The sequence below is a fragment of the Anabaena sp. UHCC 0399 genome (assembly GCF_034931465.1).
GTDB lineage: Bacteria > Cyanobacteriota > Cyanobacteriia > Cyanobacteriales > Nostocaceae > Trichormus > Trichormus minutissimus.
Map to the genome: position 1 here is coordinate 1 of NZ_JAYGGZ010000064.1, position 25,085 is coordinate 25,085.

Sequence of the window (25,085 nt, forward strand, 5' to 3'; positions counted from 1 at the left end):
TTGTTTATATCCAACTTGGGAGAGGAGTAAATAAAAACTATGCTGACTGCAATTAAACAAAAAGCTATTGTTGGTAAAAATGGCAAAATTGAACTGTCTACAACAGAAATGCCAGAAGGCACAGTTGTAGAAGTTATAGTGTTGTTTGAACAGCCAAAGCAAGAGAAATAAATTCCATAGATTTTAATTTATCTATAGCTCAAAAGTATATTTATACCAGCAGTTTTCAAATGATTTTAAAAATAGATCAAAATTATATTTATACCAGCAGTTTTCAAATGATTTTAAAATAAATGCACCTATAAAAGAGACACGATCGCACATCACCATAATCTACATCCGTAACCAAATACAGATACAATCAAAATTAAACGTCTCATCTAGCAGCACATGACAGAAATTGTCACTCTTCAACTTTCTGAGACATTGGCACAAAAAGCCAAGGCGATCGCCGCTTTCACACATCGGCGTTTAGAAGATGTATTACTAGAATGGATTAACCGCGCCATTACTGAACTACCTGTGGAATCACTACCCGATGAGCAGGTTTTGGCTTTGTGTGATATGCAAATGGAATCTGAGCAACAAGAAATTTTCAGTGATTTATTAGCACGTCAACGAGAGGGACAGTTAACTAATTCAGAAGTTCTTCAACTGGATGAACTCATGCAAGTTTACAGACGCGGCTTGGTAAGTAAAGCCAAAGCTCTAAAAGTAGCTGTTGAACGTGGTTTGAAACCTCCACTTGACGGCAATGGCTAGCTTTTATATTCCTGTAGAGATAGAACGTCGTGTCCGTAAAGCTGCTCAGAATCGCTGTGGCTACTGCCTGAGTCCCCAACATTTAGTCATGGCTCGTTTGGAAATTGAACACATTATTCCTATTTCTAAAGGTGGTAGCAATGAAGAGTCAAACTTATGGCTAGCTTGTCCATTATGTAATGCCTACAAAAGTAATAAAACTACAGGGGTCGATCCAGAAACAGGTGAAACAGTAAAATTATTTAGCCCCCGTACTCAAGTTTGGTCTGAGCATTTCTATTGGAGTGAAGATGGCTTGCGTATTGTCGGTAAAACATCAACGGGTAGAGCTACGGTTGTAGCTTTACATTTGAGTAATGATCCTGATGCTTTAGAAGTGCGTAGTTATTGGGTAATTGCTGGTTGGCATCCACCAAAAGACTGGTATTAAATGAAGATATTTGATTAATAGTACATCAAAAAATATGCCCAAAACTAAAATAAGCTTGGGCATAATTATAGATAAATTTTTATTGGTAGTTACAAACTATAACGAAATTACCAATGTAAATAATTGGTTAACAAGCACCACTATTTCTATTAAATAGAATAGTAACCGTCTTGAAAATTAACTGCAAATCATACATTAAACTCCAGTTTTTCTGATATTGTAAATCTAAGCGAATCACATCTTCAAAACTACGGACTTTAGACCTGCCGTTAACTTGCCATTCTCCAGTCATACCGGGTTTAACATCCAAACGTTGCCACTCTGGAACTTCATAGCGTTCTACTTCATCGGGTGTGGGTGGTCTAGTCCCTACCAAACTCATGTCTCCTTGTAAGACGTTCCAAAATTGCGGGAATTCATCTAGGCTAGTGCGACGTAAAAACCTACCTACTCGTGTAATTCTGGGATCATTTTCATTCTTGAAAAAAGCACCCTGCACCTGATTTTTAACTTGAGATTTTTTCGCCTCGGCATCCACACACATCGAGCGAAACTTCCAAATTTTAAAGCGTTTTCCCATCCAACCACAGCGAATTTGTCCAAAGAAAATGGGGCCGGGATCGTCGATTTGGATAGCCACCACGATGGGGATAAACAAAATACCTGTAATTACCAAACCCACCAAAGCACCAATAATATCTATAAATCGTTTCATCCAAGAGGCGACAGATGGATGAGTGGTTGGTAGTTGCTCTACTTTGCGAGCAGATCCCTTCTGATTATCTGTTGTATTATCAGCTTCTATTGGTGATGCTTCGCTATTAGACTCAATAGAAAAAACCTTATCTAATCCTGTGAGGTTTAGGACTGCCATGACCTGGGGAGTAACATTCCGCAGGCTCATTACAATTCCTTTTTCTTGGGTAGTTTTATAACTACTCACTAAAGCTCCTAAACCACTACTATCCATGAAAGTAGTTTGCTGAAAATCAATAATGATTTGTTTGGGATGGGTATTTCCTTGGGTTAAATCTTGGCAGGTTTGCTTAAAGCTAACTGCTTCAAGCACGCTTAACCGCGCAGATACCTGCACTATAACCGTTTCATTTAGGGAAGTAACTAGAAAATTTACCTCATTGGGTTGGCTAGTCATGAAGCTCTGCACTTTCGTTGCCATATAAATTTAATCTGCCAAACTTTATTTTGTCCTAGAAAATCACCTAACCTCATGTTAAATAAGCAGTAATAATAACTCATAGTGAGTTTTATAGGGTGAGTGAGAGATTACCTGCACCATTCACAATAGAACAAGAAGTTAAAAACATACTTGTTGTTGCACTGAATGCAGCGCGATCGCGTTGCTACTATCCTATGACTGCTAACACTACGGCCGAACCTACTGCACGTCTGATAGAGGTCTTTTCTGCTATTCAAGGGGAAGGACTGAATGTCGGGACACGTCAGATTTTTATTCGCTTTGCTTTTTGTGACTTACGTTGCCACTTTTGCGATAGTGTCCATACTTGGAATGCACCTGCTAATTGTAGGATAGAGCGATCACCCGGATTCCGAGATTTTGAAACTCACTCCAACCCTGTTCCACTACCAATCTTATTGGCATGGATTGAACGGCAAAATTTACCTTCCCTACACGATAGCATTAGCTTAACTGGTGGAGAACCTCTTCTTCATGCAGGTTTCTTAAAGGAATTTCTGCCCCAACTGCGATCGCTCACTGGTTTACCCATATACTTAGAAACCGGCGGACATCGCCCAGAACAATTGCCAATGATATTACCCTACTTAGATTCTGTGGGTATGGATTTAAAATTGCCCAGTGTCAGTGGTGAGTCCTATTGGCAAGAACATATGAAGTTTCTACAAATTTGTTATCCACATCTAGAAACTTTTATTAAAATAATCGTCTCTCAGCATACAGATGTGGCTGAATTGGAACAGGCTGCTTTGTTAGTGGCAGATGTCAGTCCTGATATTCCCGTATTTTTACAACCTGTTACGCCTTTAGCTGAGTCTGAGCAATTAACCAAAACCCCTATCCTTGCTCCCACTCCCGAACAGGTTCTGACATGGCAAGCTTTGATGAGGCGGGTTTTAAAACACGTTCGCGTCGTACCTCAGACGCATAAAATGCTCAATCAGCTTTGAGCAGTGAACATTTATTAACACTGTTCACTGTCCAATGATGGTGTGGGTATTGCCCACCCACATTAATTTTGCAGACTAGATTTCGCCTTCATCTGTGGTTCTAGATTTAGCTTTGGCTTTGTTAGCACTGCGCTTGAGGGCAGACAGTCTGGCTTCATAGCGAGAACGTTGACGCTTGCCAGGGGTATTATCAATCATGGTTTTTAAGGCACTGCCTAGACTCTTGTAGGCATTAGGGAGACTATAACCAAAACGAGTTGCTAGAGCGATCGCTTTCTCGTCAGCATCTAGCAATTCTCTCATTTGCTTTTCGCCATTATTCTTTTGATATAGCCGCCAACCTGACACGCCACACAGTGCCAAAGCTAAAACTAACAATAATCCATCCTGTACCCACAACTCGCCTACAGCACCACCTAAACCGATGGCTAAGGCTGCCATTTCCCAACCATCTTTGGGAATTGTGTCATTTTGAATCCGGGCGACTTCATGCCAGAACAGCAGATTACGCTGATCCATTGCTAGAGCGTCCCATTTCACCAAGTCAATTTGGATCTCTACCTGGTCTTTACCAATTTCTTCGCTGCGGATCAGGGATGGATTGACCTCAGTTGTGCCTTCAACCGTGACCCAACTCTGCAATTCTGGCGGTAGTAAGCCTTTTAACCGCCGGAGTTCACTCATTTCCGCTTTGGCTGAGGAGGTTGCATAGGATGTCATAAAATCCAGCCCTAGAAAATTTCAGTATATTGTGAGGGTATCACTTTGGAGTATAGCTATTTAAGTGATGTTTCGTCTCACTCTGTAGGAAAACTTCCTCGTCTCTTCCTAGCTTCCATTGCTTTTGCGAGCAATTCCAGTAATCCTGGTGCTTCTTCCTGGATACTCAGTAAAATTCTTTCCCCAAGTTCTATATTCCCCGGATCGCTTCCTGTTGTCATGACTTCATGCAAACGCGGGATGGCTACATTGTCAACGATTTGAATTAATCCACTTAAACAGCGATGAAATTGTCTTTCTGTAAGAATTGAGTCTTCTAGAGGAAATTCAATAATGGCGCGGATTTCACCATCAGATGGATCATATTCCCATTGCAGCATTTTTGTTTCCCAAGAAATAGCCAACATCGTCTGTAAGATTGCGCCCTTGTGAGGATGATCTTGCACTCCTGGAAGAACTTGAGGTGCAAATAAGCGAAAAAATTTTCCGTCTTCATCTAATTGGACAACTATGAGAAAATCTTCTAAGTTATCAGCTTCTACACCTGTGATAATCCTGTCTTCTCCCTCATCTAGACGGTAGTCCCAGCCGAGTTTGTCTAAGTAATTAGCAATCTGCTTGAGGTTAGCTCCCATAAAAGCCTCTTTAATTAACGGTGGAGCATCTTTCACCAGAACTAGTTTAACCCCTTAGTGGCGATCGCTTAGGTTGAATTAATGAAAAACAATATCACTGACTTATTTAATAAGTTGGGTATCTATGACTTTCTCTGTTCAAAACAGCATAGAATGTTCCTATTAATTAATCAAATAAATCAAATATAATAACATAATTTATATCTGCAAATTAATGGGGCTTTATTCATTAGTCACTAAATCGTTACTTTTGATATTCATATATTAATATTTAAACTAGAAATCTAAATAGAGAAAAAATAAATATTTTCTTCCCTGCATTAAAGTGCAGCATTAAGTGCTAAAAAAGTTTTATATTACAGGAATATATTTGTTTTAATACAAGTATGGTATTCACAAATACATTTTTAGCAGCAATAGTCTTTGAAGTATGAGAAAATCAGCTTTAATCTTGGGGGTATCCTTAATTTTTGCTACTACTGCCTGTAGTGGAAACACAGTACAAACAACAAATGCAAGTAGTACATCAGCAGCTGATCGCTGGGATACTGTTAAAAACCGTGGTCAGTTGATTTGCGGTGTCAGTGGCGAAGTACCAGGGTTTAGTTTTGTCGGAACTGACGGCAAATATAACGGCATCGATGTAGATGTCTGTCGCGCCGTAGCCGCCGCTTTATTTGATGATCCAAATAAAGTAGAATTCCGTAACCTCAACGCCAAAGAACGATTTACAGCTTTACAAACAGGGGAAGTAGATATCCTCAGCCGCAATACAACTTGGACACTGAGCCGCGCCACGTCAGTAGGTTTAGAATTTGCGCCTGTAGTCTTTTATGATGGTCAAGGGATTATGGTTCGCAAAAATAGTGGCATTACATCTTTGGCGAACCTGAAAGACAAAGCCATCTGTGTACAAACAGGGACTACCACCGAGCAGAACCTAGCAGACCAAATGCGGAAACGAGGTATTACCTACAAACCAGTCGTATTTGAAGATATTAACGTTACCTTTGCTACTTATGCCGAAGGTCGTTGTGAAGCCGTCACCGCCGATCGCTCTGCTTTAGTTTCTCGGCGTACAACTCTCCCCAAACCAGACGATAACGTCATTTTAGATGAAGTCATTTCTTCTGAACCCCTTGCGCCAGCAGTTGCTAAAGGAAATAGCAAATGGCGTGATACTCTCACCTGGGTAGTGTATAGCTTAATCAAAGCTGAGGAGTTGGGTATTAATTCTCAGAATATAGGACAATTCGCTAGCAGTGAAGACCCAGACATCAAGCGATTTTTGGGAACTGAAGGCAATTTAGGCGAGGGACTAGGCTTACCCAAAGACTTTGCAGCCAAAGTGATCAAACACGTTGGTAACTACGGTGAAGTTTACGATCGCAATCTCGGACCTCAAACAAAACTCAACTTACCTCGCGGTCTAAATCAACAGTCGGCAAAAGGCGGATTGTTGTATTCGCCACCGTTTAGGTGACAGGTGACAGGTGACAGAAGAGCAGGGGGAGCAGGGGAAGCAGTACCGCTTCGCGGAACTCGCAGGGTGGGGCAGAAGTTATTCAATTTTGATTTTTGTAGGCGCAAGACTTGCCGCAGGCTATTTTGAATTTATATGCCCATTGATAATTGACTAATAACTAATGACTAATTCCAAACCCCCTTTATGGCGTGACGATCGCTTTTGGCAAATTACTGGGCAAGTAATTGCTATATTTTTAGCATTAGCTATAGTGGCGATACTATGGGGAAACCTCAATCGCAACTTACAACAATTAGGGATTCAGTTTGGATTTGGTTTTCTCAAACAACAAGCATCTTTTGATATTGGCGAAACGCTAATTTCTTATCAACCAACTGATACTTATAGTCAAGCCTTATGGGTGGGATTGATTAACTCATTGCGAGTAGCAGTTTTAGGAATCATCTTCACCACAATTATTGGCGTAATGGCTGGAATTGGCAGACTTTCTGATAACTGGCTAGTGCGGAACATTATGCTAGTTTACGTAGAGGTTTTCCGCAATACCCCATTACTGTTGCAGTTGCTATTTTGGTACTTCGCAGTTTTTTTGAGTTTTCCCAGAATAGACAATAAAATCACCCTTTGGGGATTTTTAGGGGTGAGTCAAAATGGCATAGAACTACCTTGGTTTACCCTATCTCCAGAGTTTGCTGCTTTACTTTTGGGGTTAACATTTTATACTGGTGCATTCATTGCAGAAATCGTTCGGGGTGGGATTGGGTCAGTCTCTAAAGGACAATGGGAAGCAGCGCGATCGCTGGGATTAAAACCCAGTTCGATCATGCGCTTGGTAATTTTACCCCAAGCCTTGCGGGTAATTATTCCCCCACTCACCAGTCAGTATCTCAATCTCACCAAGAATTCCAGTTTAGCGATCGCGATCGGCTACCCTGATCTCTATTTTGTCGCTTCTACCACCTTTAACCAAACCGGGAAAGCAGTAGAAGTCATGTTACTAATTACCCTTACCTATCTCACCCTCAGTTTAACTATCTCCCTGATGATGAATCTATTCAATCGCCGAGTCCAGATTAGAGAGAGGTGAGGAATATTGGGGACTGGAATGTAGACAAGGTAGAGAGTCACTAATACCCCATAATGACCAATGACTAATAAATAATGACTAAACAACTAACTTGGCTACGTAAAAATCTATTTAGCAATTGGTATAACAGTTTATTAACAGTTGTCTGTTTAGTATTGCTATTTTGGGTAGTGCAGGGAGTGCTAATTTGGGCAACTACTCAAGCACAATGGGCAGTGATTCAAGCAAATTTACATTTATTTTTAGTTGGTAGATATCCCCAAAGCCAATATTGGCGCATTTGGATTGTCTTAGGAATTAATGCTACTTTAGGTGCTGTAACTGCGGGTGTATTTATTGGTAAGCAAAAGTTTTCTATTGCTAAACTCATAGCACCTTGGCTTTCTTTTATATGGTTGCTATCTTTCCCCATTATTTTATGGTTAATTGGCGGTGGATTTGGTTTGCAATCCGTCTCTAGTAATTTATGGAATGGATTGCTACTTACTTTACTAATGGCCTCAGTCAGTATTGTGCTTTCCTTTCCCATTGGAGTTTTACTTGCTTTAGGAAGGACTAGCAATTTACCTGTAGTTCGTTGGTTTTCTATCTTATATATTGAACTTGTTCGAGGCGTTCCCCTAATTGGGATTTTATTCCTCGCCCAAGTCATGTTACCCTTATTTCTCTCAGCAGATGTACGTTTAGATCGGGTCTTAAGAGCGATCGCTGGTTTGGTATTGTTCAGTGCTGCTTACATGGCGGAAAATGTGCGCGGTGGGCTCCAGGCTGTTTCCCGTGGACAAGTAGAAGCAGCCAAAGCACTAGGATTAAATACATTTCTAGTAGTTATATTTATCGTTTTACCCCAAGCTTTACGTGCAGTAATTCCTGCCATTGTAGGGCAATTTATCGGCTTATTTAAAGACACTTCGCTATTATCCCTTGTTGGCTTAGTGGAACTTACAGGCATTGCCCGTTCAATATTGGCACAGCCTCAATTTATTGGGCGTTATGCAGAAGTATATTTATTTATTGGTTTGATTTATTGGCTGTTCTGCTATTCTATATCACTGGCTTCTCGACGTTTAGAGAAACAGTTGAGTCAATAGTTATTATTCATTAGTTATCCTTCTCTACATCCCGTATTCCCTAAGAAAATTCGAGGTTAAAAACTATGAGCGAACAAATACCCATAATTATTGCTGAAGATGTTCATAAATGGTATGGCAAATTCCATGTTCTCCAAGGTGTGAGTTTAACAGTTTATCGTGGAGAAGTTGTAGTGTTGATGGGGCCTTCTGGCTCAGGTAAATCAACATTTATCCGCACATTTAACGCTTTAGAAGAATACCAAAAAGGCAAAATTAACATTGATGGAATTACCCTCAGCCATGACTTGCGAAACATTGATGCAATTAGGCGAGAAGTGGGGATGGTCTTTCAGCAGTTTAATTTATTTCCCCATTTAACAGTGCTGCAAAATATCACCTTAGCTCCAATTTGGGTACGTCGCTGGAAAAAAGCTAAAGCCGAAGAATTAGCAATGCAGCTATTAGAAAGAGTAGGAATCTTAGCCCAGGCGCACAAATACCCAGGACAACTATCCGGTGGACAGCAGCAAAGAGTAGCGATCGCCCGCGCCTTAGCCATGCAACCTAAAATTATGCTATTCGACGAACCCACATCCGCACTAGATCCAGAAATGGTCAGAGAAGTTTTGGATGTCATGCGAAACCTAGCTAGTGAAGGAATGACAATGGTAGTAGTTACCCATGAAGTCGGATTCGCCCGTGAAGTCGCCGACCGAGTAGTCTTAATGGATAGTGGCTACTTAGTCGAATCCGCCACCCCCGATAACTTTTTCACCAACCCCCAAGAAGAACGAACCCGTAAATTCCTCTCACAAATTCTCTAAACCTCCGCGCTACTTTGCGCTTCACTTCGCGCCCCTCTGCGTTTTAATTCCCTTCTTACGCACAATTTTGCCAACAATTTCCGAAATTAGAACTAGTTTCGCTGGAGTTAACTACAGATCACTATCAAAAAACACTGATAAATTCTGGGATTTATGTTAAGTTTTGTTCATTAACCTTTGTCAATGACAACACATCTTACGAGTGTATTCACCGAGAAACATTAGTTATGGTTGTGCCGTCAACTCATTTAGGAAATTATCTGAATTTTACGTACACTTTACAAATATCTGCTAATTGATGCTGGAAACTTTAATTAATTACAAGAGAGTTTATGCTTATATCTTAGGTAAGTAAATGTAAGTAATTTTTCTAAAATATAGATAAAGTTTATACTGTAAGTTACTTAGGGGAATAACAGCAAGATTTACCGAATCTTCAAAGAAAAGGCACTGACAAAAAAAGAGTCTAAAGACAAAATTAAATATAGATGTCTTAACAGACGCTTTCCAGCAATAGCGATCGCCCTTTAAGACGAAAATTTTTCATGTTCTAAAAATAGCCAGGGACTTCTGACTAATTTGTTATGCGGATTTTAATCTACTCTTACAATTACTATCCAGAACCAATTGGGATTGCCCCCCTGATGACGGAATTAGCAGAGGGGTTGGCCAAACGGGGACACCAAGTTCGTGTAGTCACCGCGATGCCTAACTATCCTGAGCGTCAAATTTACGAAGGATATCGTGGTAAATTCTACGTCAACGAGTATAAAAACAGTGTCCAAATCCAACGCAGTTTTGTTTGGATTCGCCCACAACCTAAGCTGATAGATCGAGTGTTACTCGATGCTAGTTTTGTAACGACTAGCTTCTGGCCTGCTCTTTTTGGCTGGCGGCCTGATGTCATTCTTTCAACATCCCCATCACTACCCGTTTGTGTACCTGCTGCACTGTTAGGATGGCTGCGTGGTTGTCCTGTAGTCTTAAATCTTCAAGACATCCTACCAGAAGCAGCTATCCACGTCGGATTACTGAAAAACAAATGGCTGATCAAAATCTTTTCCGTCTTAGAAAAATTTGCTTACCGCAGTGCGACTAAAGTTAGCGTGATTGCTGATGGGTTTGTAGAAAATTTACTTTCCAAAGGCGTACCACAAGAAAAAATAGAGCAAATCCCTAATTGGGTTGATGTAAATTTTATTCGCCCTTTACCTAAACAAGACAATTCTTTCCGCGCTACGCACAACCTCAATGACAAATTTGTAGTGCTGTATTCAGGGAACATTGCTTTAACACAAGGCTTAGAAACTGTAATTAAAGCGGCGGCGATGTTACGCGACATTCCAGAAATTGCCTTTGTGATAGTTGGTGAAGCCAAAGGCTTGCAGAGACTACAAAAATATTGTTTAGATTGCGGTGCTGATAATGTCTTATTACTGCCATTTCAACCCCGTGAACATCTACCACAAATGTTAGCAGCCGCAGATGTTGGTTTGGTAGTGCAGAAGAAAAACGTGATTTCCTTCAATATGCCATCGAAAATTCAAGTCTTACTAGCTAGTGGTAGAGCAATGATAGCTTCTGTACCCAAAAATGGCACAGCTGCGAAAGCGGTTAGACAAAGTGGCGGCGGTATTGTAGTTCCCCCCGAAGATCCTGAAGCTTTAGCGATCGCCACGTTAGACCTATACAAACATCCAGAAAAAGCCAAAACTTTGGGTTATAACAGCCGCAAATATGCTATGGAGCAATATGCTTTTGAGCAGGCTTTAAATCAATACGAGAATTTATTTTACTCTGTAACTGCGGACACTCAAACAGTGGAATCAAAAGTAGTTTCTAAGCAAGAAGTCTAAGTTGCCAAAGTAGCTTTACTTATCGGCTGCATCAGACAAACTACTAAAAAATATTATTTATTCAGGATATATGGATCAGAACTGCTTGATTTCCTCTGTCCTGTTTTTGTTTATGACTTAAGGCAAACTCAATCTGTGGATAGTTGCTATCATCTTTTGAGAGAGCAAGGTACGACACAAACAAGCAATACCTTTCGGATAAGCACTACCAATCATCAAACATAGGGCTAAAACTTTTGCAACTTCATGAGTAAAAGTCACTCCAAATACTTTAACCGAAAGGTATTGCACAAACAAGTATGAATCATACTTGGGGTTGAATCTGCTCCAGTCAGTTATGCTATATACTGTTTTTAGCGGATTTTATAGACTTAAGCAGCAGTGATAGTTATTTATGAGTCTGTTATTTCTCTTAAAAAAGACATTGCCACCCAAATATTACTTCTTCATGATTGGATCTCGGTTTGATAGGTAGCCTTTGGTGGATGGAACGCCACAAAAATCCCATCTGTGAGAGGCTCTCATCAGTGTTGCAATATATGAGCCAATCCCATAAACACCTGTTTTTTTGTTAGTATTCAAAAAAACCAACATACACAATTATCGCTTGGTTGTGGTTTGTAAGTAATTCTCAAAAAACGTAACAAAAGGGATAAAGTACCTGAGGTTTAATGTCTGATTATTTCCAAGGAAATTTACCATTACAATCCGTCTCTGTCACCAAGAGCGCAGTCAAAAGTTCAGTAGGTGAAAATGATGAGAGTGGAAAGCTTGCTCTCACGATCGCCGATGCTGCATCAGATCGCAAAGCTGGTGACATTTTAGTCCTAAAGGTAGGAGAGGTCTCGTACCTAGCAGATTATTTTGTAATGATAACCGGCTATTCTAAGGTGCAAGTGAGGGCGATCGCTCAAGCAATTGAAGCAGAAGTCGAAAGTGAGTGTCACCGCCGTCCGTTGCGGACAGAAGGCAAAGCTGAAGGTAGCTGGGTATTACAAGACTATGGCGACGTAATTGTACATATTATGATGCCAAAGGAACGGGAATTTTATAATTTAGAAGCATTCTGGATTCATGCAGAACGTATTTCCCTTCCCAACTCGCAAGAAGGTGGTGATAGTCCCCTATGATGAATTCCTCACTGGCAAATTGCCCAGTACCCACAGAACAACAGCCGCTAAATGAGTACGAAGAGCTAAAAACCTCTTGGCTATTTCGTGATTGCACCTTAAATGAGCAGCAGTATATCAAAAAACTAGTTTGGATTTGGACTTTATCATGGTTGATAGCTGGGCCAGTAGCCGCAGCTAGCTATCCCCCAACCAAACAGCTAGCTCATTTTCTGCTGTGTGGTGCAGCTGGGGCCAGTGTAGGGGTAATTTTGGGATTAGTACGTTTGTATCTAGGCTGGCTATATGTACGCGATCGCCTACACAGTACGACTGTATTCTATGAAGAATCAGGCTGGTATGACGGTCAAACTTGGCTCAAGCCACAAGAAGTGCTGAACCGCGATCGCTTGATTGTCACCTATGAAATCAAACCTATTCTCCAACGGTTACAATTTACCTTTGCTGGCTTGGCGGGAATGTTTCTTGCTGGTACTATAGTTTGGCATTTGTTTTAAATAGTCATTAGTCATTAGCTAATGACTAGTGACTGATGACGAATAATTAATAACTAAAAAGTGATAGATTTAACCCATGACAATGGGAAAACGAACTCAAGCAGCAGCACTGGAAGTCCGGTTGTTGCGGGAAGGTATTATTGAATCCAGGCATATAGTCCAAGCGGTTGTATGCGACGAACGGGGACGAGTGCTAACTGTTGCTGGCAATGCAGAAACAGCTACCTTTGTCCGTTCAGCACTGAAACCATTTCAAGCACTGGCTGTCACGACTACAGGCACACTGGAACGTTATGAGTTAAGCGATCGCGACTTGGCCATCATCACCAGTTCTCATAAGGCAAGTATCGAACAAGTACGACAGGTATTTAACATCCTGTGGCGAGCCGATCTTGACCCCTCTGCCCTCCAGTGTCCCATCCCCAAAGACAAGCGTAGTCCTCTAGAATACAACTGTTCTGGTAAACACGCCGGAATGTTGGCTGTATGTCAACAACGTCACTGGCCTTTGAATAATTACTTGGAACGCAAGCACCCAATCCAGCAATTAATTGTCGGTAAAGTAGCTGAATTGCTGCGGATGCCAGCTGAAGAATTTATCAGCGCACATGACGATTGCGGCGCACCCACCTATCTGATGCAACTAGGTCAAATAGCTTCCTTATATGCGCTGTTAGCCTCTAGCACTAACTTAGATATGGAGCGTATTATCCGTGCTATGACCCACCATCCATCAATGGTGGCAGGTGATGGCGAATTTGATACAGAACTGATGCGCCTCACGCCAGGAGAACTGGTAAGTAAATCTGGTGCAGAAGGAGTTCAGTGTATTGGCAGACTCGGTGAAGGCATGGGATTGGCAATTAAAGTTATGGATGGTTCTAAACGAGCCAAATATGCTGTCGCGATTCACTTGCTGCAACAGATGGGCTGGATTACTCCCAGCGCGGCCGAAAGCTTGGCAGAAAAGTTTATGAACCCAGGCAAATACACGCGTCTAGAGGTTGTGGGAGAATTATCGTTTTTATAGTTGCCAAACTTGAATTTTTGGGTTATAGTAAAGAAGTCGAAGAGCGACGCGGGATAGAGCAGCCTGGTAGCTCGTCGGGCTCAACTGGCAAAACTGATTACGCGCTTATTAGTTTGTTTTGCAGTGGGCGGTACATGGAGAAACTCATGTGCGATTACCTGTCAAACTCGGGGAAGCCACTAGCGCGGTAATCCCGAACCAAGCTCTGGAAACAGAGAAGGTGTAGAGACTGGAAGGCAGGCACCCTAACGATAACGCCGAGGGTGAAGGGACAGTCCAGACCACAAACCAGTTAATCTGGGCAACGAAAGTTGTAGATGGTAAGCATAACCCGAAGGTCAGTGGTTCAAATCCACTTCCCGCCACCAAATGAAAAACAAAACCCTGGAATCTTTAAAGATTCCAGGGTTTTGTTTTATGCTGATATAAGCTATCTCGTCTAACGAATGGACACAAAACTGAGGGGAGACATAGCAGAACAAGCTGCTGTTCTTAATGCCTTAAAGCATGGCTGGGGTGTATTAAGACCAATTGGAGATCGATTAGCATACGACTTGGTATTTGATATAGAGGGAATTCTAATTAAAATCCAAGTAAAATATGCTTGGTTGCATGAGGCATCTGGTAATTATGTTGTAGACAATCGCCGCACTAAAACAAATCGCCGACTCATGCTGAGAGCAGCATATCAGCCATCAGACTTTGATTTTGCCCTAGCCTACATAGAACCACTTGATATATTTTATGTCTTCCCGGTAGATGTGTTTATCGGATATGGTAGCGAAATACACCTTGTCGAAACTGAAAAACGCCAGCGTAAACCTCGTTCAGCAAAATATCGTGAGGCTTGGGAGTTAATCTTACAGGCTGTAGATAAAGAAAGTTTTGTCTTTTCACCTGTACAATTCGGTGAAGCAGGGTTTTGATCTATTCTTGAGTTGGGATCTTCCAAAAAGCGCGGAGAATCATGGTTGTGAAATTACAGCGACCAATTTTAGTCGGAGGATTGGGTATATCCTTTTCCTTATGGATGGTGCAAAGTTGGCATCATTCAATTATGCAGGTAGGTGAGCTAAGTTTATTAAGCCTCTTAGCGGTTGGTGGTGGTTTGTGGCTGTGGAAGCGCAAATTCCCGCAAGAAATTGCCGAACAGCCAAGTGGTATGATTACACATAGGGAAACAGCAGTTAGTGCGATCGCTAAAACTGAAACGGTAATTAACCAGTTAGCGCAAGAAGCAGAGAACCATCCAGCTTTAGAGACACTGAAAACAAAGTTAGCCGAACTACCTCTAGAGTTAGACAGACAAGATTTGAGATTAGCTGTCACTGGTGGTAAATCCGTTGGTAAAAGTACCTTAATTCAGGTGCTACAGTCTAGCAATTGGCAAGAAACACAGCAAAAAGTCACATTGCAAGAAACAGCACCTTTATTGCAAGAAATAGAACACTCTGATGCTGCTATTCTCACAGAAGTAACAAAATCTGATTTGGCTCTGTTCTTAACCAACGGTGATTTGACTGATTCAGAATTTCAAGCCTTGCAGCAACTAAAAGCAGTCAATCAGCCACAAGTCTTAGTTTTCAACAAACAAGACCAATATTTGCCAGATGAACGTGCTAGCATCTTGCATTCATTAAAACAGCGAATACAAGATAATGTAGTGGCTGTTGCAGCTTCTCCCGTGACAGTAAAAGTGCGGAAACATCAGGCTGATGGGATTGTGCAAGAGTGGATGGAACAGCCAGCACCAGATATACAGCAGTTGACGCAGCAATTAAATGAAATGTTGGTGCAGCAAAGTCAGCAGTTAGTGTGGACAACGACTACAAGACAGGCGTTGTTGTTGAAAGCTGAGGCGAAAAATTGTTTGAATGGGGTAAGATGCGATCGCGCTACGCCAATTATTGAACAATATCAATGGATAGCTGCGGCTGCTGCTTTTGCTAACCCAGTCCCCGCACTCGATATTTTGGCGACGGCGGCGATTAATGCTCAAATGGTGATGGATTTAGGTAATATCTATCAGCAGAAGTTTTCCCTAGAACAAGCGCAAACTGTAGCGGGAACGATGGGAAGTTTGATGCTGAAGTTGGGGTTAGTGGAACTTTCTACTAAAGCTATTAGCACAGTTCTCAAAAGTAATGCTATCACCTTTGTCGCTGGTGGTTTAGTGCAGGGTGTAAGTGCTGCTTATCTGACTAGAGTAGCTGGTTTGAGTTTAGTTACCTATTTTGAGCAACAGGAAATTGCTTTAGATTCTGGTAATAGTTTGAACTTAGATACATTGCGTCAAACCTTACAAAATGTCTTCCAACAAAATCAGCAGTTAGCTTTTCTGCAAGGTTTTGTGAAGCAAGGAATGAAGCGGTTAGTACCAGAAGTTGTGGGATAATTTCACGCATTCGCGGAGAGCGTCCCGCAGGGAAGGCGCATTCGCGAAGCGTCCCGCAGGGAAGACGCAAGGCGAAACTTTACGCCTTTGCTTAATAACCTGAGCTCTGGTTAGACATTACAAATTAGATGAAAATAATAACACACAAGAGAGTTTTACAGACAACAGAAAATGTTGTTATGTAAAGCTCTTAATTAAGTATAGGTAAAAATTATGAACATCCAACTGAAAGCAGAATATGAGCAATTTATACAAACCAGAATTGCTACAGGTAGATGTGAAAATGCTGAAGATGTAATTGTGAAAGCATTGAAACTACTGGAGGAGTGGGAGAAAGGTTATCAAGAATGGGAAAAAGAAACTCATAAAAAAATAGCTGCTGGTTTGGCTTCTACAGAACGTGGAGATGTCTTAAATAGTCAAGTAGTGATGGCGCAACTAGAGGATAAATTACGCAAAGCCCGTGAAAATCGAGGATAATGGATATATTATTCAGTTTCTACTGAGGCATCAATATTTAAAAATTCATTTAATATTTCAATTACTAGGTGAAAATTTTTAAAATCATTAGGATTTTTACGATCCTCACATAACCATTTGCAAAATTCTTTCTTTAGAAATTTTTGTATTTTATTTAGTTCCCCATACTTAGTTACTTGTTCTTCTGTTTTATAAAACCTAGCTTCAACTAACTCTGGAGGGAAAAGATTTTCAATACCTACGGTGATGCGATTATTACTAGAATTCTGAGGAATAGTTCTAACTAATAGCATTCCTAGATTTTCAAGTGGTTTGTTAGTGTCACAATCATAAAGTAAGAGAAGTTTTCGTTTTAGGAGTTCTGGATTTGCTGCAAAAACACTTTTCGTATTATTCAGACCTGTATCACCAGTATTAAAAGATTTACCTTTTTCTCTATAAGCACCAACCCATTCAATGTCAATACTATCTAATATAAATTGACATTCCAGTAATTCAAGAGCAGTTTTAATGTATTTAGGATCTGTTTCACCTTCTGTTAAAACTAAAGGTTTTGTTCCATTAAGTATTTTGCTTTTTACTTCCTCTTCAAAAATTGTTGTACTTTTATAATATTCAAATGAAGTTTTAAAATCAGAAAATCTTTCAGTTGATATGACTTGACCACTAGGCATATCAATTATTTGAATACCATTGCTACTAAATTCTTTTTCCATACCAAGGAGAAAAAGAGGAGAGTGGGTTGTAACAATAAACTGCACTTTTGGAAAAAGCCTTATCAGGTTTGGTAAGACTGTATATTGTAGTTCAGCATGTAAATGACAATCTATTTCATCTATGATTACAATCCCTGAAATATCTGCCAGACTAATACTTTTTTGAATATCATCCTTGTCAGCATAACGAATAATAGTAGTAAACATATTAAAAAGAATAGATTGACCTGTAGAAAGGTGATCTAGACTTGGTATAGCTACTTTATTTGATTGAACTATACATAAACGGAAATCACTATTATTTCGATAATTAACTTCTAATCTAGTTGAATCATCTCTTAATATTTTTTTTAGTATATCTTCAATATTACGTCTGGCTTGCTTTAATAAATATTTATCCTGGATATTACCTGTAGCATTTATCTGATTTCCTAAGATTTCAAAATCTAGCATTGAATCAATAAACACATCAAGCAACCAAGACTTATTTTCTTGTACAGTGCTTTCAATAAAAATCGGTTTCTCTAGAATATTAATTAAATTTCTACTAAACTTGAAATTAGTTTGACTTTTATTACTAATGCTATCAACATTTAACCAATGAGGAATTTCTCTCCGACTAGCAGGAAAATAAGAAATCACATTGTTTTTAAAAGCTGTGCGAAATAATAATTCTTCTCGATGACATTCTTTATAGTTCCCTTCTGTATTCCATGAACTAACAGACTCAAATCTTTCTCTTCTCTTGTTAGAATATGATTGACAATTCAAAAGACCTGTTTTTTCTATATAAGAATAATTATTATTTTTAATTATAAATTGTAATAAAGCAATACCGAAATCTGAACCTATTCTTTGATTAGTAGGACTTACCATTTTAAAGTAAGGGTGTAGTCCTTGTGCATCAATCGGTACTATATCAGAATAAGCAGATTTAGCAAATTCAGTAAAAGCATCAACAATATAAGAAAGGAAGATGCTTTTTCCTGAACCATTTGTACCTACTAAAATAACAGGTTTAGGATTTCCGTCATTATGAAATGGTAGAGATAAATCTATAAAATTAATTGGGCCTATATTTTCTATTAGTAATTCGGTTAGATACATATAGAGATTGATCTAAAAATCCAGATATTTGATTGAATCAAGAAGGTATAAGGTAATTAAAGGGGGACTTAATCCCCTTTAGTTAAAAGCTAATAAATTTACTATCAAAACTGTTAAGAATTCATTTTTTCCTCTGCGAGACTATTAATTTAGCATAACAAGTCGAGTAAAACCGAATTTTGACTTTTTTACAACAAACCTCGATAACGAATAAAAATCAAAACTACCGCCCACGAACCCAAGGCGACTTTGATGGCGACGATGATATTTAATATGGGGAGAATACCACCACTAAACAAAGCCCCTAATTCTCCATGTGGTAACTCTACTCCGGTGAGAGTGATGACCGCGAGGACGATAAAAAGTAATACTGAAACCTTCTCCCATTTAGCAGCGTGCCAACGTTGGTAGATTTCCTGCATCCAGGGGTAGGATGAAGTTATAGCTATTAGTCCGATCGCAGTTCCACCAGCTACGCCAGCCGCAAAACCACCACCCGGACTGAGATGTCCACGAATCGCTAGTTCAATACCGACTAAGGCGGTGATTGTTGCACCCAAACGCGCCAGAACAATAGATGGTTGGTCTTTGAACTGATACATTGTGCAGGACGGACTCTCATTGGAAAGAAGAAAATTTACACCCAAGATTGAGATCGAAAATACAACGACTTCAAAGATGGTGTCGTATAAGCGATTGCGGAAAATAATCCCTGAGACTGCATTGGGAACACCACTATCTTTGACGACCAATTCGACAATAGAAATCTGTGATGAATCGATATCAGGATTGGGTAGAACCAGCATTTTGACGTACAGTGCTATCCCCGCTACGATGTAGATCCATTTCATGAATGCTGCTCCTGTAAGTCTGAAACGTTTACATAGGACAGGATTGTTTGTGGTGTAGAAAGTTCAGTTTGCATGATGTCATAAAGGCGTTGGATTCTGGTTGTTGTGTGATAGGGTTGCATTTTGTCCCCATCTTCTACGCCGTTCTGCTGACTTTGTGCTGTAGAGATACAGGTAGCGTGAACTTCTTTATCGATTAACGCCCTCTGCAAAGCTTGAGTATTCGTGTAAGGAACGATTTCTAACCGCAGATAGTGTTTGTTAACAACGGTACGTAGATTATCGATGATTTTTTCACAATCTCTATCTTGTGCCTCAATTGACTCATCCTGGATCACCCCCAGACGCATCACCATTGATGAACGTACCGCCACTGCATAGAGGGTAGTTGCCAGCATACTACCCATCAAGGCTTCAGTTAAAGCCACATCTGCCGCGCCTAAAATCGCATCTACTAAGGCGGCCACTGCACCCAATACGCCACGAATGACTAAAGCATGGTATGGATTAGTTTGAGTTACCAACATCCCACCAGCTAAGGGCAATAAGGCAATAATTATATAGATATAGCTATCATTCATGTTCACCCTCTTCATAGGAACAGTGCGCCAATACGTAACCCAACATGGTATTCCAGACTGCTAAGGAGATAATGCCAAGGATGAGCAATGGCCATTCACTGGGTATCTTCAGCAGCAATCCAACGATCATCAGCATTGAGCCGAGAGTGTCAGCGACGGAAAGACCATGCAGTTTGAATAAGACTGAGCGATCGCTAATTAGATGAACAGTTCCCCAAAACCAGAAAATCAGACCGATGAATATACAGGTATAACTAAGAATGTTGATCATACGTCACTTAATCGTTTCAGTATTTGCGCTAGTAGCATTAAGCCAGCATTACCCACACTCAAAATAATCACCGCCACCACCCCAATCATCCAATCATCGCGGAGAACAGAGACGAACAAGATCATGATGGCTATCTTGCTGGAGATGCTGCCAAAAGCCAACATGATCTGCCAGATATCATCACTCTTCCAGGTTTCATAGATGGGGATGAGTAAGGCCACAATCATGGCAATTATGACTATTTCCAGGTTCATGGTTTTTTCTTCCTCCGTTGAATCTGGTGGACTTCGTACCAACCCTCTTCGCGGTAATTCACGACAATGGTTTTGGGTGTAAAGGTAATGATGAAGATATCCAAAAAGATGAGATTCGGCGATCGCTTGGGCTTGACTCGTTCCAGAATCATATCTTCCTGTTTATGGGGACGGAAAATGATTTCAAAGGCTTCAATATAAGCCACTGGAATCGCCACAATGGTCTTAACTAATACCTGTAGCCAATCTTTGAATTTTTCAGGAGATGTGTAACCACGTGGTAATAACAGGGCAATGGCTACACCGATGAGAATATTTGTCAAACTCACATTAGCGGTGAGTAGAAGCCAAATTACCATTCGTAATATGAAATGCCCAATCATGCCAGTGCCATCCAAAACAGTAGGATTAAAATCAGACTCATCGCCCCAATTAAATGGTCAAATTCTTCCAGTACACGGGGTAGATAGACAGCTACCCGTTTAAAAATGAACGTATAAGCTAACCAGCCTCCGCTAATGATGGCGATCGCTTTGATGATGTCAGCAATGTTATATGCCTGGAGGTAGATGACATTAGCTGCAACTAGCCCACCAAGTAACAATATCAGTGCTGGCCAAAAACCTGGTTTGACTGTCTGTCCTTCTTGGGTTGCATGGGGGAGGAAAATAAATTTGGCAAAGGATATGGCTGTTCCTACGGCGGTGACATTCATCGCGATCGCTTGCCAAGGTAGCAGGTTTTTCATCGTCAACACTTTCGCCCCAAACCCAGATAATAAGGGAAAGCCGGAAATGGAAAGGCTGGCTATCACTAAGGCTATCCAGATTTTTGTATCGATTGGCTTTTGTTGCAGTTCCTTAAAATTGCGGCTGGGTAATGCGCCTGCACTCAGAAACAGCGATGATTTGACTAATCCATGTGTCAGCGTATAGAAACCACCTACTTCTGGTGCAGCCAGGATAAGACCTAACTGGGAAATTGTGTGAAAGGCTAGCATCCGCTTGCTATCCTTTTCAAAGACGGCATAGCACACTCCCATTAAAGCCGTTCCTACCCCGAAAATTCTGACTATGGTATCAAGTTCTGGGGAAATGGCAGCGCAACGCAATAATGGTAAAACGCTAGCTTTGACGACAACTCCCGACAGTAAAGCTGATACTGGGGTGTCGGATTCAGAGTGAGTTAAGGGTAGCCACAATCCTGAGACAAATATTCCAGCTTTACCCAATAGGCCGAGAAAAATGAGGGCGATCGCCTCTGGTGGTGATCCTTTTAAACCTGCAAAACCAAAGGAATGATGTGTCTGATAAACCAGTACCGCGCCTACCAGATAAAACAGCATGGCTGTGTTGCTGACAAAAAGATAACGCAAACCCACCCAAATCGAGCGATCGCTGCGGGGATAGGCAATTAAGAGAAAAGCTGCAATCCCGCTTACCTCTAAGGCTACGTACAAACTAATAAAGTCCGCACAGACAAAGGCTGCATTCAGGCTACCATGCACAATAATCATCTGGGCGTAAAAAAAAGCCTTCTTATCACTGCGCCAACAGTAGATGATCACCGCAGTTGTTACTAGTGCATTCGTTAAGATAAAGTAGCCGCTTAATTGATCTACTTCCAACGTCACACCGAAATTATCGAGTAACTTCAGTGTGAGGGGTGTTGGCTCGACAAACAACTGCAATGCATAGGCGGCGGAAGCAATAGACCCCCACAGTGTCAAATGGCGGTTGAGTTTGGGGACTAGAAAAATCAAGAACCCCAGAAAAAATGGTAGTGCAATCCAGGCGATCGTAATGGCAGTCATGGCGTATTATTCTTCTCAATCTCGTTGATTTCCAATGTGGGATTATCCCGCGCCAGCTTCATAACACCGACCAGCATTAATGCCTGGATTGAAAAGCCAATGACGATCGCTGTCAAAATCACTGCTTGGGGAACTGGATCAGAGTACGCAGCATTTTCAACTTTGCCAACAATCGGCGAAAACAAACCATCTCGTGATGCAATTAGCACGTAATAGGCGATAACCCCGGTACTCATGACATCCATTGAGATGATCTTCATCAACAGGTTCTTTTTAAGAATGATGCCGAAAAAGCCGCATAATATTGTGGCGAATATAAAAGCTTCTAACACGGGTATTATCTGTTGAGTAAGGGTAGAGCGTAATTATTTTTGAATAAAAAGAGTATCAAGAGTACAAAAGGAAGTGCCTTTTTTCGGTACTAATTGAGCAAACTAAGAAGATTTTCTGGACACATACATTACTTTCGGTGCTTCACTTTGCTATTTATTAAGAATATGTGATGTTGGGTATCTAAAGCAAGAGATTGAACTAACTATAAGACTACAAGAAACTCAAAAATAATCTCTTAAGTCCACAAATCTTACCATTAATCGACATCTCTGCTATCATCAAAAGAACTTATGTAAATCATTGATGATTGCCAAAAGACTTAAATTACCGTGCTTTTGTTAATACTGCAAAATTATATTTCATGATTTTGCCAATATCTGCAAACTATTTTCACTGCACGATTTCTAGTTAATTGATAATTTTTATTATTCATATAAAATATAAAGATGAGTTTGATTCCTTGTATTTTCTCCTTCTTCTCTGGTTCAGGGTTTCTAGATTTAGGTTTTGAAACTAGTGGTTTTAATATCGTTTATGTCAATGAAATATTTTCCCCATTCATGGCAGCATATTGTTATTCACGGGAGATGCTGAAATCACCATTGCCAGCATACGGATATCATCATGGGGAAACAGGAGACATAACTAAACTTATTGATGGGTTAGAAGCACAGCGTCTTGGGGAATTAGTGCAGGATTGTCGTAAGTCAAATAATATTGTGGGCTTTATTGGTGGGCCACCTTGCCCTGATTTTTCTATTGGGGGGAAAAATCGGGGCTATTTAGGAGAAAATGGTAAGCTTTCGGCAGCTTATGTAGAATTAATCTGTCAGAATTTACCAGATTTCTTTCTATTTGAGAATGTTAAAGGTTTGTGGCGAACAAAGAAACATCGTTTGTTTTTTGAAGCTATTAAAATACAATTACAAAATGCAGATTATTTATTTACAGAAAAGTTAATTAATGCTATTGAATATGGTGTACCTCAAGATAGAGAAAGAATTATTTTATTAGGATTTAGAAAAGATTTCCTCAAGAATATAGCCATAAAGATTAGTAATGATTCTGGATTATCGGAAGTGTATTTTCCTTGGGCAAGTCAAACTATATATCCTCAAGAAAATATTTTTGCTTACCCTTGGAGTCAATATGAACCATTTGAAGAGGACTCTGTAATGCCTTGTCCTGATGGTATTCCTCAAGAACTGACAGTTGAATATTGGTTTAGAAAAAATAATGTTTCAGAGCATCCTAACTCTAACCATTACTTTAAACCAAGAGCAGGGATGAAAAGATTTACTACTATTGCCGAAGGAGATGATTCTAAGAAATCTTTTAAACGTTTACATAGATGGCGTTATTCTCCTACTGCTTGTTATGGCAACAATGAAGTACATCTACATCCCTACAAAGCAAGGCGGATTTCTGTGGCAGAAGCTTTAGCAATACAATCTTTACCTGAGAATTTTGTTCTGCCAGAAAATATGTCACTTACAAATATGTTTAAAACTATAGGTAATGGTGTGCCATATTTGGCATCGAAAGCATTAGCTCGAACAATTTTTGATTTCTTGTCCTCTGGTGGTTACTGAATTTGCCCCGGCTTGTTAATTAAAATACTGGATTTTTACTGTAATACTCAATAATTTTCTATATCTAATCAGCCTAAATCATTCGTAAGGCACAAGAACCCCTGTTTTTACGAAAAAGCAGGGTTCTGAATTTTCCCAATTCTCAAAAATTAAATAGGATTGCCATAGGACTCAGCCCTTTGTCGGTTTTCAGGCTACACTCGAAATAGATGTGATTTAATTTATAAGAAGAATCTTATTTTTTTATAAAGGTTTATAATCTTCGTTGGTAAAAAATACGATGGCAGCAGACTATCCAGACATTGATATCGCGCCATTGATCGATCATGCCCTGTTAGACCCAACAGCAACTCCAGAGCAGGTTGAGCAATGGTGTGAACAAGCAGACAGATTTAATTTTGCGTCAGTTTGTGTTTACCCTGTTTATGTAAAACAAGCCGCAGAACTTCTGCATGGCAAAAAACCTAACGTTTGTACGGTAATTGGTTTTCCCACGGGAGCAACAACTGCGGCTGTCAAGTTGTATGAGGCTCAAGAAGCTGCGGAAAATGGGGCTACAGAGTTAGATGTAGTGATCAATTTAGGTTGGGTGAAAATTGGCAACACTGAGGCAATTCACCGAGAAATTGCCGAAATTTGTGAAGCGACAGGACAGACAGTGAAGGTCGTTTTGGAAACTAACCTCCTGACGGATGCGGAAAAAAAACTCGCAGCCGAAATCGCTATGGATGCAGGAGCAGCATTCTTAAAAACCAGTACAGGTTGGAGTGGTGGAGCGACTGTAGGAGATGTGCGTCTATTGAAGGAAATAGCACGAGACAGAGTAGGAATTAAAGCCTCTGGGGGGATTAGTACGATTGAGCAAGCTTTAGACTTAATATTAGCGGGTGCTACTAGATTAGGCACATCTCGTAGTGTCGATTTGATCCACCAGCGCGATCGCATGGGAAAAGGTGGATAGTCTTGGTCATTTGTCATTTATTTTTGGCTTCACTA

29 protein-coding genes are annotated in these 25,085 nt (G+C 40.4%); 17 read left to right on the forward strand and 12 right to left on the reverse strand.

The features are described from left to right. The first annotated feature begins 39 nt into the window (after positions 1–39). The 3 genes from VB693_RS25395 to VB693_RS25405 all read left to right on the forward strand — a co-directional run bounded on the left by VB693_RS25395 (position 40) and on the right by VB693_RS25405 (position 1,192). On the forward strand, positions 40–171 hold the full coding sequence (locus VB693_RS25395; RefSeq protein ID WP_323268675.1) for a hypothetical protein: 132 nt from the start codon (positions 40–42) through the stop codon (positions 169–171). 219 nt (positions 172–390) lie between these two features. Next, positions 391–762 carry a hypothetical protein gene (locus tag VB693_RS25400; protein WP_323268676.1) on the forward strand — a complete coding sequence of 124 codons (372 nt, stop codon included), beginning with the start codon at positions 391–393 and terminating at the stop codon, positions 760–762. Beyond that, the gene (locus VB693_RS25405) at positions 755–1,192 is read left to right on the forward strand and encodes an HNH endonuclease signature motif containing protein (RefSeq protein ID WP_323268677.1); all 438 of its coding nucleotides are present in this window, start codon (positions 755–757) and stop codon (positions 1,190–1,192) included. The genes VB693_RS25400 and VB693_RS25405 overlap by 8 nt, the downstream gene beginning before the upstream one ends. Positions 1,193–1,319: 127 nt before the next feature. On the opposite strand, the gene VB693_RS25410 is transcribed toward VB693_RS25405, so the two are convergent. Beyond that, entirely contained in the window at positions 1,320–2,369 is a 1,050-nt protein-coding gene (locus tag VB693_RS25410; protein WP_323268678.1) for an anti-sigma factor antagonist, read from the reverse strand. Between the two features lie 194 nt (positions 2,370–2,563). Between VB693_RS25410 and VB693_RS25415 the strand changes: the two genes are divergently transcribed. Further along, complete coding sequence (locus tag VB693_RS25415; protein WP_323268703.1) at positions 2,564–3,358, forward strand: 7-carboxy-7-deazaguanine synthase QueE; 795 nt, start codon at positions 2,564–2,566, stop codon at positions 3,356–3,358. Between the two features lie 75 nt (positions 3,359–3,433). On the opposite strand, the gene VB693_RS25420 is transcribed toward VB693_RS25415, so the two are convergent. Continuing rightward, positions 3,434–4,078 (reverse strand): DUF3318 domain-containing protein, encoded by a 645-nt coding sequence (locus VB693_RS25420; protein WP_190707674.1) that lies wholly within the window; start codon positions 4,076–4,078, stop codon positions 3,434–3,436. A 77-nt stretch (positions 4,079–4,155) separates the two neighbouring features. Continuing rightward, positions 4,156–4,713, reverse strand: coding sequence for a hypothetical protein (locus tag VB693_RS25425; RefSeq protein ID WP_190707708.1), 558 nt, complete (start codon positions 4,711–4,713; stop codon positions 4,156–4,158). Positions 4,714–5,143: 430 nt separating this feature from the next. Here VB693_RS25425 and VB693_RS25430 point away from each other — a divergent pair, with 430 nt between their 5' ends. From VB693_RS25430 to VB693_RS25450, 5 genes are all read left to right on the forward strand, one after another. Beyond that, positions 5,144–6,196, forward strand: coding sequence for an amino acid ABC transporter substrate-binding protein (locus VB693_RS25430; RefSeq protein ID WP_323268679.1), 1,053 nt, complete (start codon positions 5,144–5,146; stop codon positions 6,194–6,196). Between the two features lie 163 nt (positions 6,197–6,359). Further along, entirely contained in the window at positions 6,360–7,286 is a 927-nt protein-coding gene (locus VB693_RS25435; protein WP_323268680.1) for an ABC transporter permease subunit, read from the forward strand. 74 nt (positions 7,287–7,360) lie between these two features. After that, positions 7,361–8,377, forward strand: coding sequence for an amino acid ABC transporter permease (locus VB693_RS25440; RefSeq protein WP_323268681.1), 1,017 nt, complete (start codon positions 7,361–7,363; stop codon positions 8,375–8,377). Between the two features lie 65 nt (positions 8,378–8,442). Then, a complete protein-coding gene (locus VB693_RS25445) occupies positions 8,443–9,183 on the forward strand; it encodes an amino acid ABC transporter ATP-binding protein (RefSeq protein WP_190707686.1) in 741 nt (246 codons plus the stop codon). A 584-nt stretch (positions 9,184–9,767) separates the two neighbouring features. Then, complete coding sequence (locus VB693_RS25450; RefSeq protein ID WP_323268682.1) at positions 9,768–11,039, forward strand: glycosyltransferase family 4 protein; 1,272 nt, start codon at positions 9,768–9,770, stop codon at positions 11,037–11,039. 117 nt (positions 11,040–11,156) lie between these two features. Here VB693_RS25450 and VB693_RS25455 read toward each other — a convergent pair whose 3' ends face one another. Next, on the reverse strand, positions 11,157–11,300 hold the full coding sequence (locus VB693_RS25455; protein ID WP_323268683.1) for a hypothetical protein: 144 nt from the start codon (positions 11,298–11,300) through the stop codon (positions 11,157–11,159). Positions 11,301–11,710: 410 nt separating this feature from the next. Here VB693_RS25455 and rsfS point away from each other — a divergent pair, with 410 nt between their 5' ends. The 6 genes from rsfS to VB693_RS25485 all read left to right on the forward strand — a co-directional run bounded on the left by rsfS (position 11,711) and on the right by VB693_RS25485 (position 16,571). Beyond that, on the forward strand, positions 11,711–12,169 hold the full coding sequence (gene rsfS, locus VB693_RS25460; RefSeq protein WP_190707692.1) for a ribosome silencing factor: 459 nt from the start codon (positions 11,711–11,713) through the stop codon (positions 12,167–12,169). After that, positions 12,166–12,666 carry a CGLD27 family protein gene (locus tag VB693_RS25465; protein ID WP_323268684.1) on the forward strand — a complete coding sequence of 167 codons (501 nt, stop codon included), beginning with the start codon at positions 12,166–12,168 and terminating at the stop codon, positions 12,664–12,666. Before rsfS ends, VB693_RS25465 begins: the two co-directional genes overlap by 4 nt. Positions 12,667–12,742: 76 nt before the next feature. After that, positions 12,743–13,696: an asparaginase gene (locus VB693_RS25470; RefSeq protein ID WP_237991514.1), complete on the forward strand. Its 954-nt coding sequence runs from the start codon at positions 12,743–12,745 to the stop codon at positions 13,694–13,696. A gap of 446 nt (positions 13,697–14,142) precedes the next feature. Continuing rightward, complete coding sequence (locus tag VB693_RS25475) at positions 14,143–14,622, forward strand: group I intron-associated PD-(D/E)XK endonuclease (RefSeq protein WP_323268685.1); 480 nt, start codon at positions 14,143–14,145, stop codon at positions 14,620–14,622. A 41-nt stretch (positions 14,623–14,663) separates the two neighbouring features. After that, a complete protein-coding gene (locus tag VB693_RS25480) occupies positions 14,664–16,091 on the forward strand; it encodes a YcjF family protein (RefSeq protein ID WP_323268686.1) in 1,428 nt (475 codons plus the stop codon). Between the two features lie 213 nt (positions 16,092–16,304). Continuing rightward, positions 16,305–16,571: a ribbon-helix-helix domain-containing protein gene (locus VB693_RS25485; RefSeq protein ID WP_323268687.1), complete on the forward strand. Its 267-nt coding sequence runs from the start codon at positions 16,305–16,307 to the stop codon at positions 16,569–16,571. A gap of 8 nt (positions 16,572–16,579) precedes the next feature. Here VB693_RS25485 and VB693_RS25490 read toward each other — a convergent pair whose 3' ends face one another. The 8 genes from VB693_RS25490 to VB693_RS25525 form a co-directional block, all read right to left on the reverse strand. After that, on the reverse strand, positions 16,580–18,394 hold the full coding sequence (locus VB693_RS25490; protein WP_323268688.1) for an AAA family ATPase: 1,815 nt from the start codon (positions 18,392–18,394) through the stop codon (positions 16,580–16,582). 188 nt (positions 18,395–18,582) lie between these two features. Beyond that, positions 18,583–19,245 carry a Na(+)/H(+) antiporter subunit B gene (locus tag VB693_RS25495; RefSeq protein WP_323268689.1) on the reverse strand — a complete coding sequence of 221 codons (663 nt, stop codon included), beginning with the start codon at positions 19,243–19,245 and terminating at the stop codon, positions 18,583–18,585. Next, positions 19,242–19,826 carry a DUF4040 domain-containing protein gene (locus VB693_RS25500; RefSeq protein WP_323268690.1) on the reverse strand — a complete coding sequence of 195 codons (585 nt, stop codon included), beginning with the start codon at positions 19,824–19,826 and terminating at the stop codon, positions 19,242–19,244. The genes VB693_RS25495 and VB693_RS25500 overlap by 4 nt, the downstream gene beginning before the upstream one ends. Continuing rightward, on the reverse strand, positions 19,819–20,097 hold the full coding sequence (locus VB693_RS25505) for a monovalent cation/H(+) antiporter subunit G (RefSeq protein ID WP_323268691.1): 279 nt from the start codon (positions 20,095–20,097) through the stop codon (positions 19,819–19,821). The genes VB693_RS25500 and VB693_RS25505 overlap by 8 nt, the downstream gene beginning before the upstream one ends. Beyond that, the gene (locus VB693_RS25510; RefSeq protein ID WP_237991522.1) at positions 20,094–20,351 is read right to left on the reverse strand and encodes a hypothetical protein; all 258 of its coding nucleotides are present in this window, start codon (positions 20,349–20,351) and stop codon (positions 20,094–20,096) included. The genes VB693_RS25505 and VB693_RS25510 overlap by 4 nt, the downstream gene beginning before the upstream one ends. Further along, entirely contained in the window at positions 20,348–20,734 is a 387-nt protein-coding gene (locus VB693_RS25515; RefSeq protein ID WP_323268692.1) for a Na+/H+ antiporter subunit E, read from the reverse strand. The genes VB693_RS25510 and VB693_RS25515 overlap by 4 nt, the downstream gene beginning before the upstream one ends. Beyond that, on the reverse strand, positions 20,731–22,164 hold the full coding sequence (locus VB693_RS25520) for a cation:proton antiporter (RefSeq protein ID WP_323268693.1): 1,434 nt from the start codon (positions 22,162–22,164) through the stop codon (positions 20,731–20,733). The genes VB693_RS25515 and VB693_RS25520 overlap by 4 nt, the downstream gene beginning before the upstream one ends. Then, the gene (locus VB693_RS25525; RefSeq protein ID WP_190710038.1) at positions 22,161–22,496 is read right to left on the reverse strand and encodes a cation:proton antiporter subunit C; all 336 of its coding nucleotides are present in this window, start codon (positions 22,494–22,496) and stop codon (positions 22,161–22,163) included. The genes VB693_RS25520 and VB693_RS25525 overlap by 4 nt, the downstream gene beginning before the upstream one ends. Positions 22,497–22,943: 447 nt before the next feature. On the opposite strand from VB693_RS25525, the gene VB693_RS25530 reads away from it, so the two are divergent. After that, positions 22,944–24,089, forward strand: a complete 1,146-nt coding sequence (locus VB693_RS25530) for a DNA cytosine methyltransferase (RefSeq protein WP_323268694.1) — start codon at positions 22,944–22,946, stop codon at positions 24,087–24,089. A 280-nt stretch (positions 24,090–24,369) separates the two neighbouring features. After that, on the forward strand, positions 24,370–25,050 hold the full coding sequence (gene deoC, locus VB693_RS25535; protein WP_323268695.1) for a deoxyribose-phosphate aldolase: 681 nt from the start codon (positions 24,370–24,372) through the stop codon (positions 25,048–25,050). Positions 25,051–25,085 lie beyond the last annotated feature (35 nt).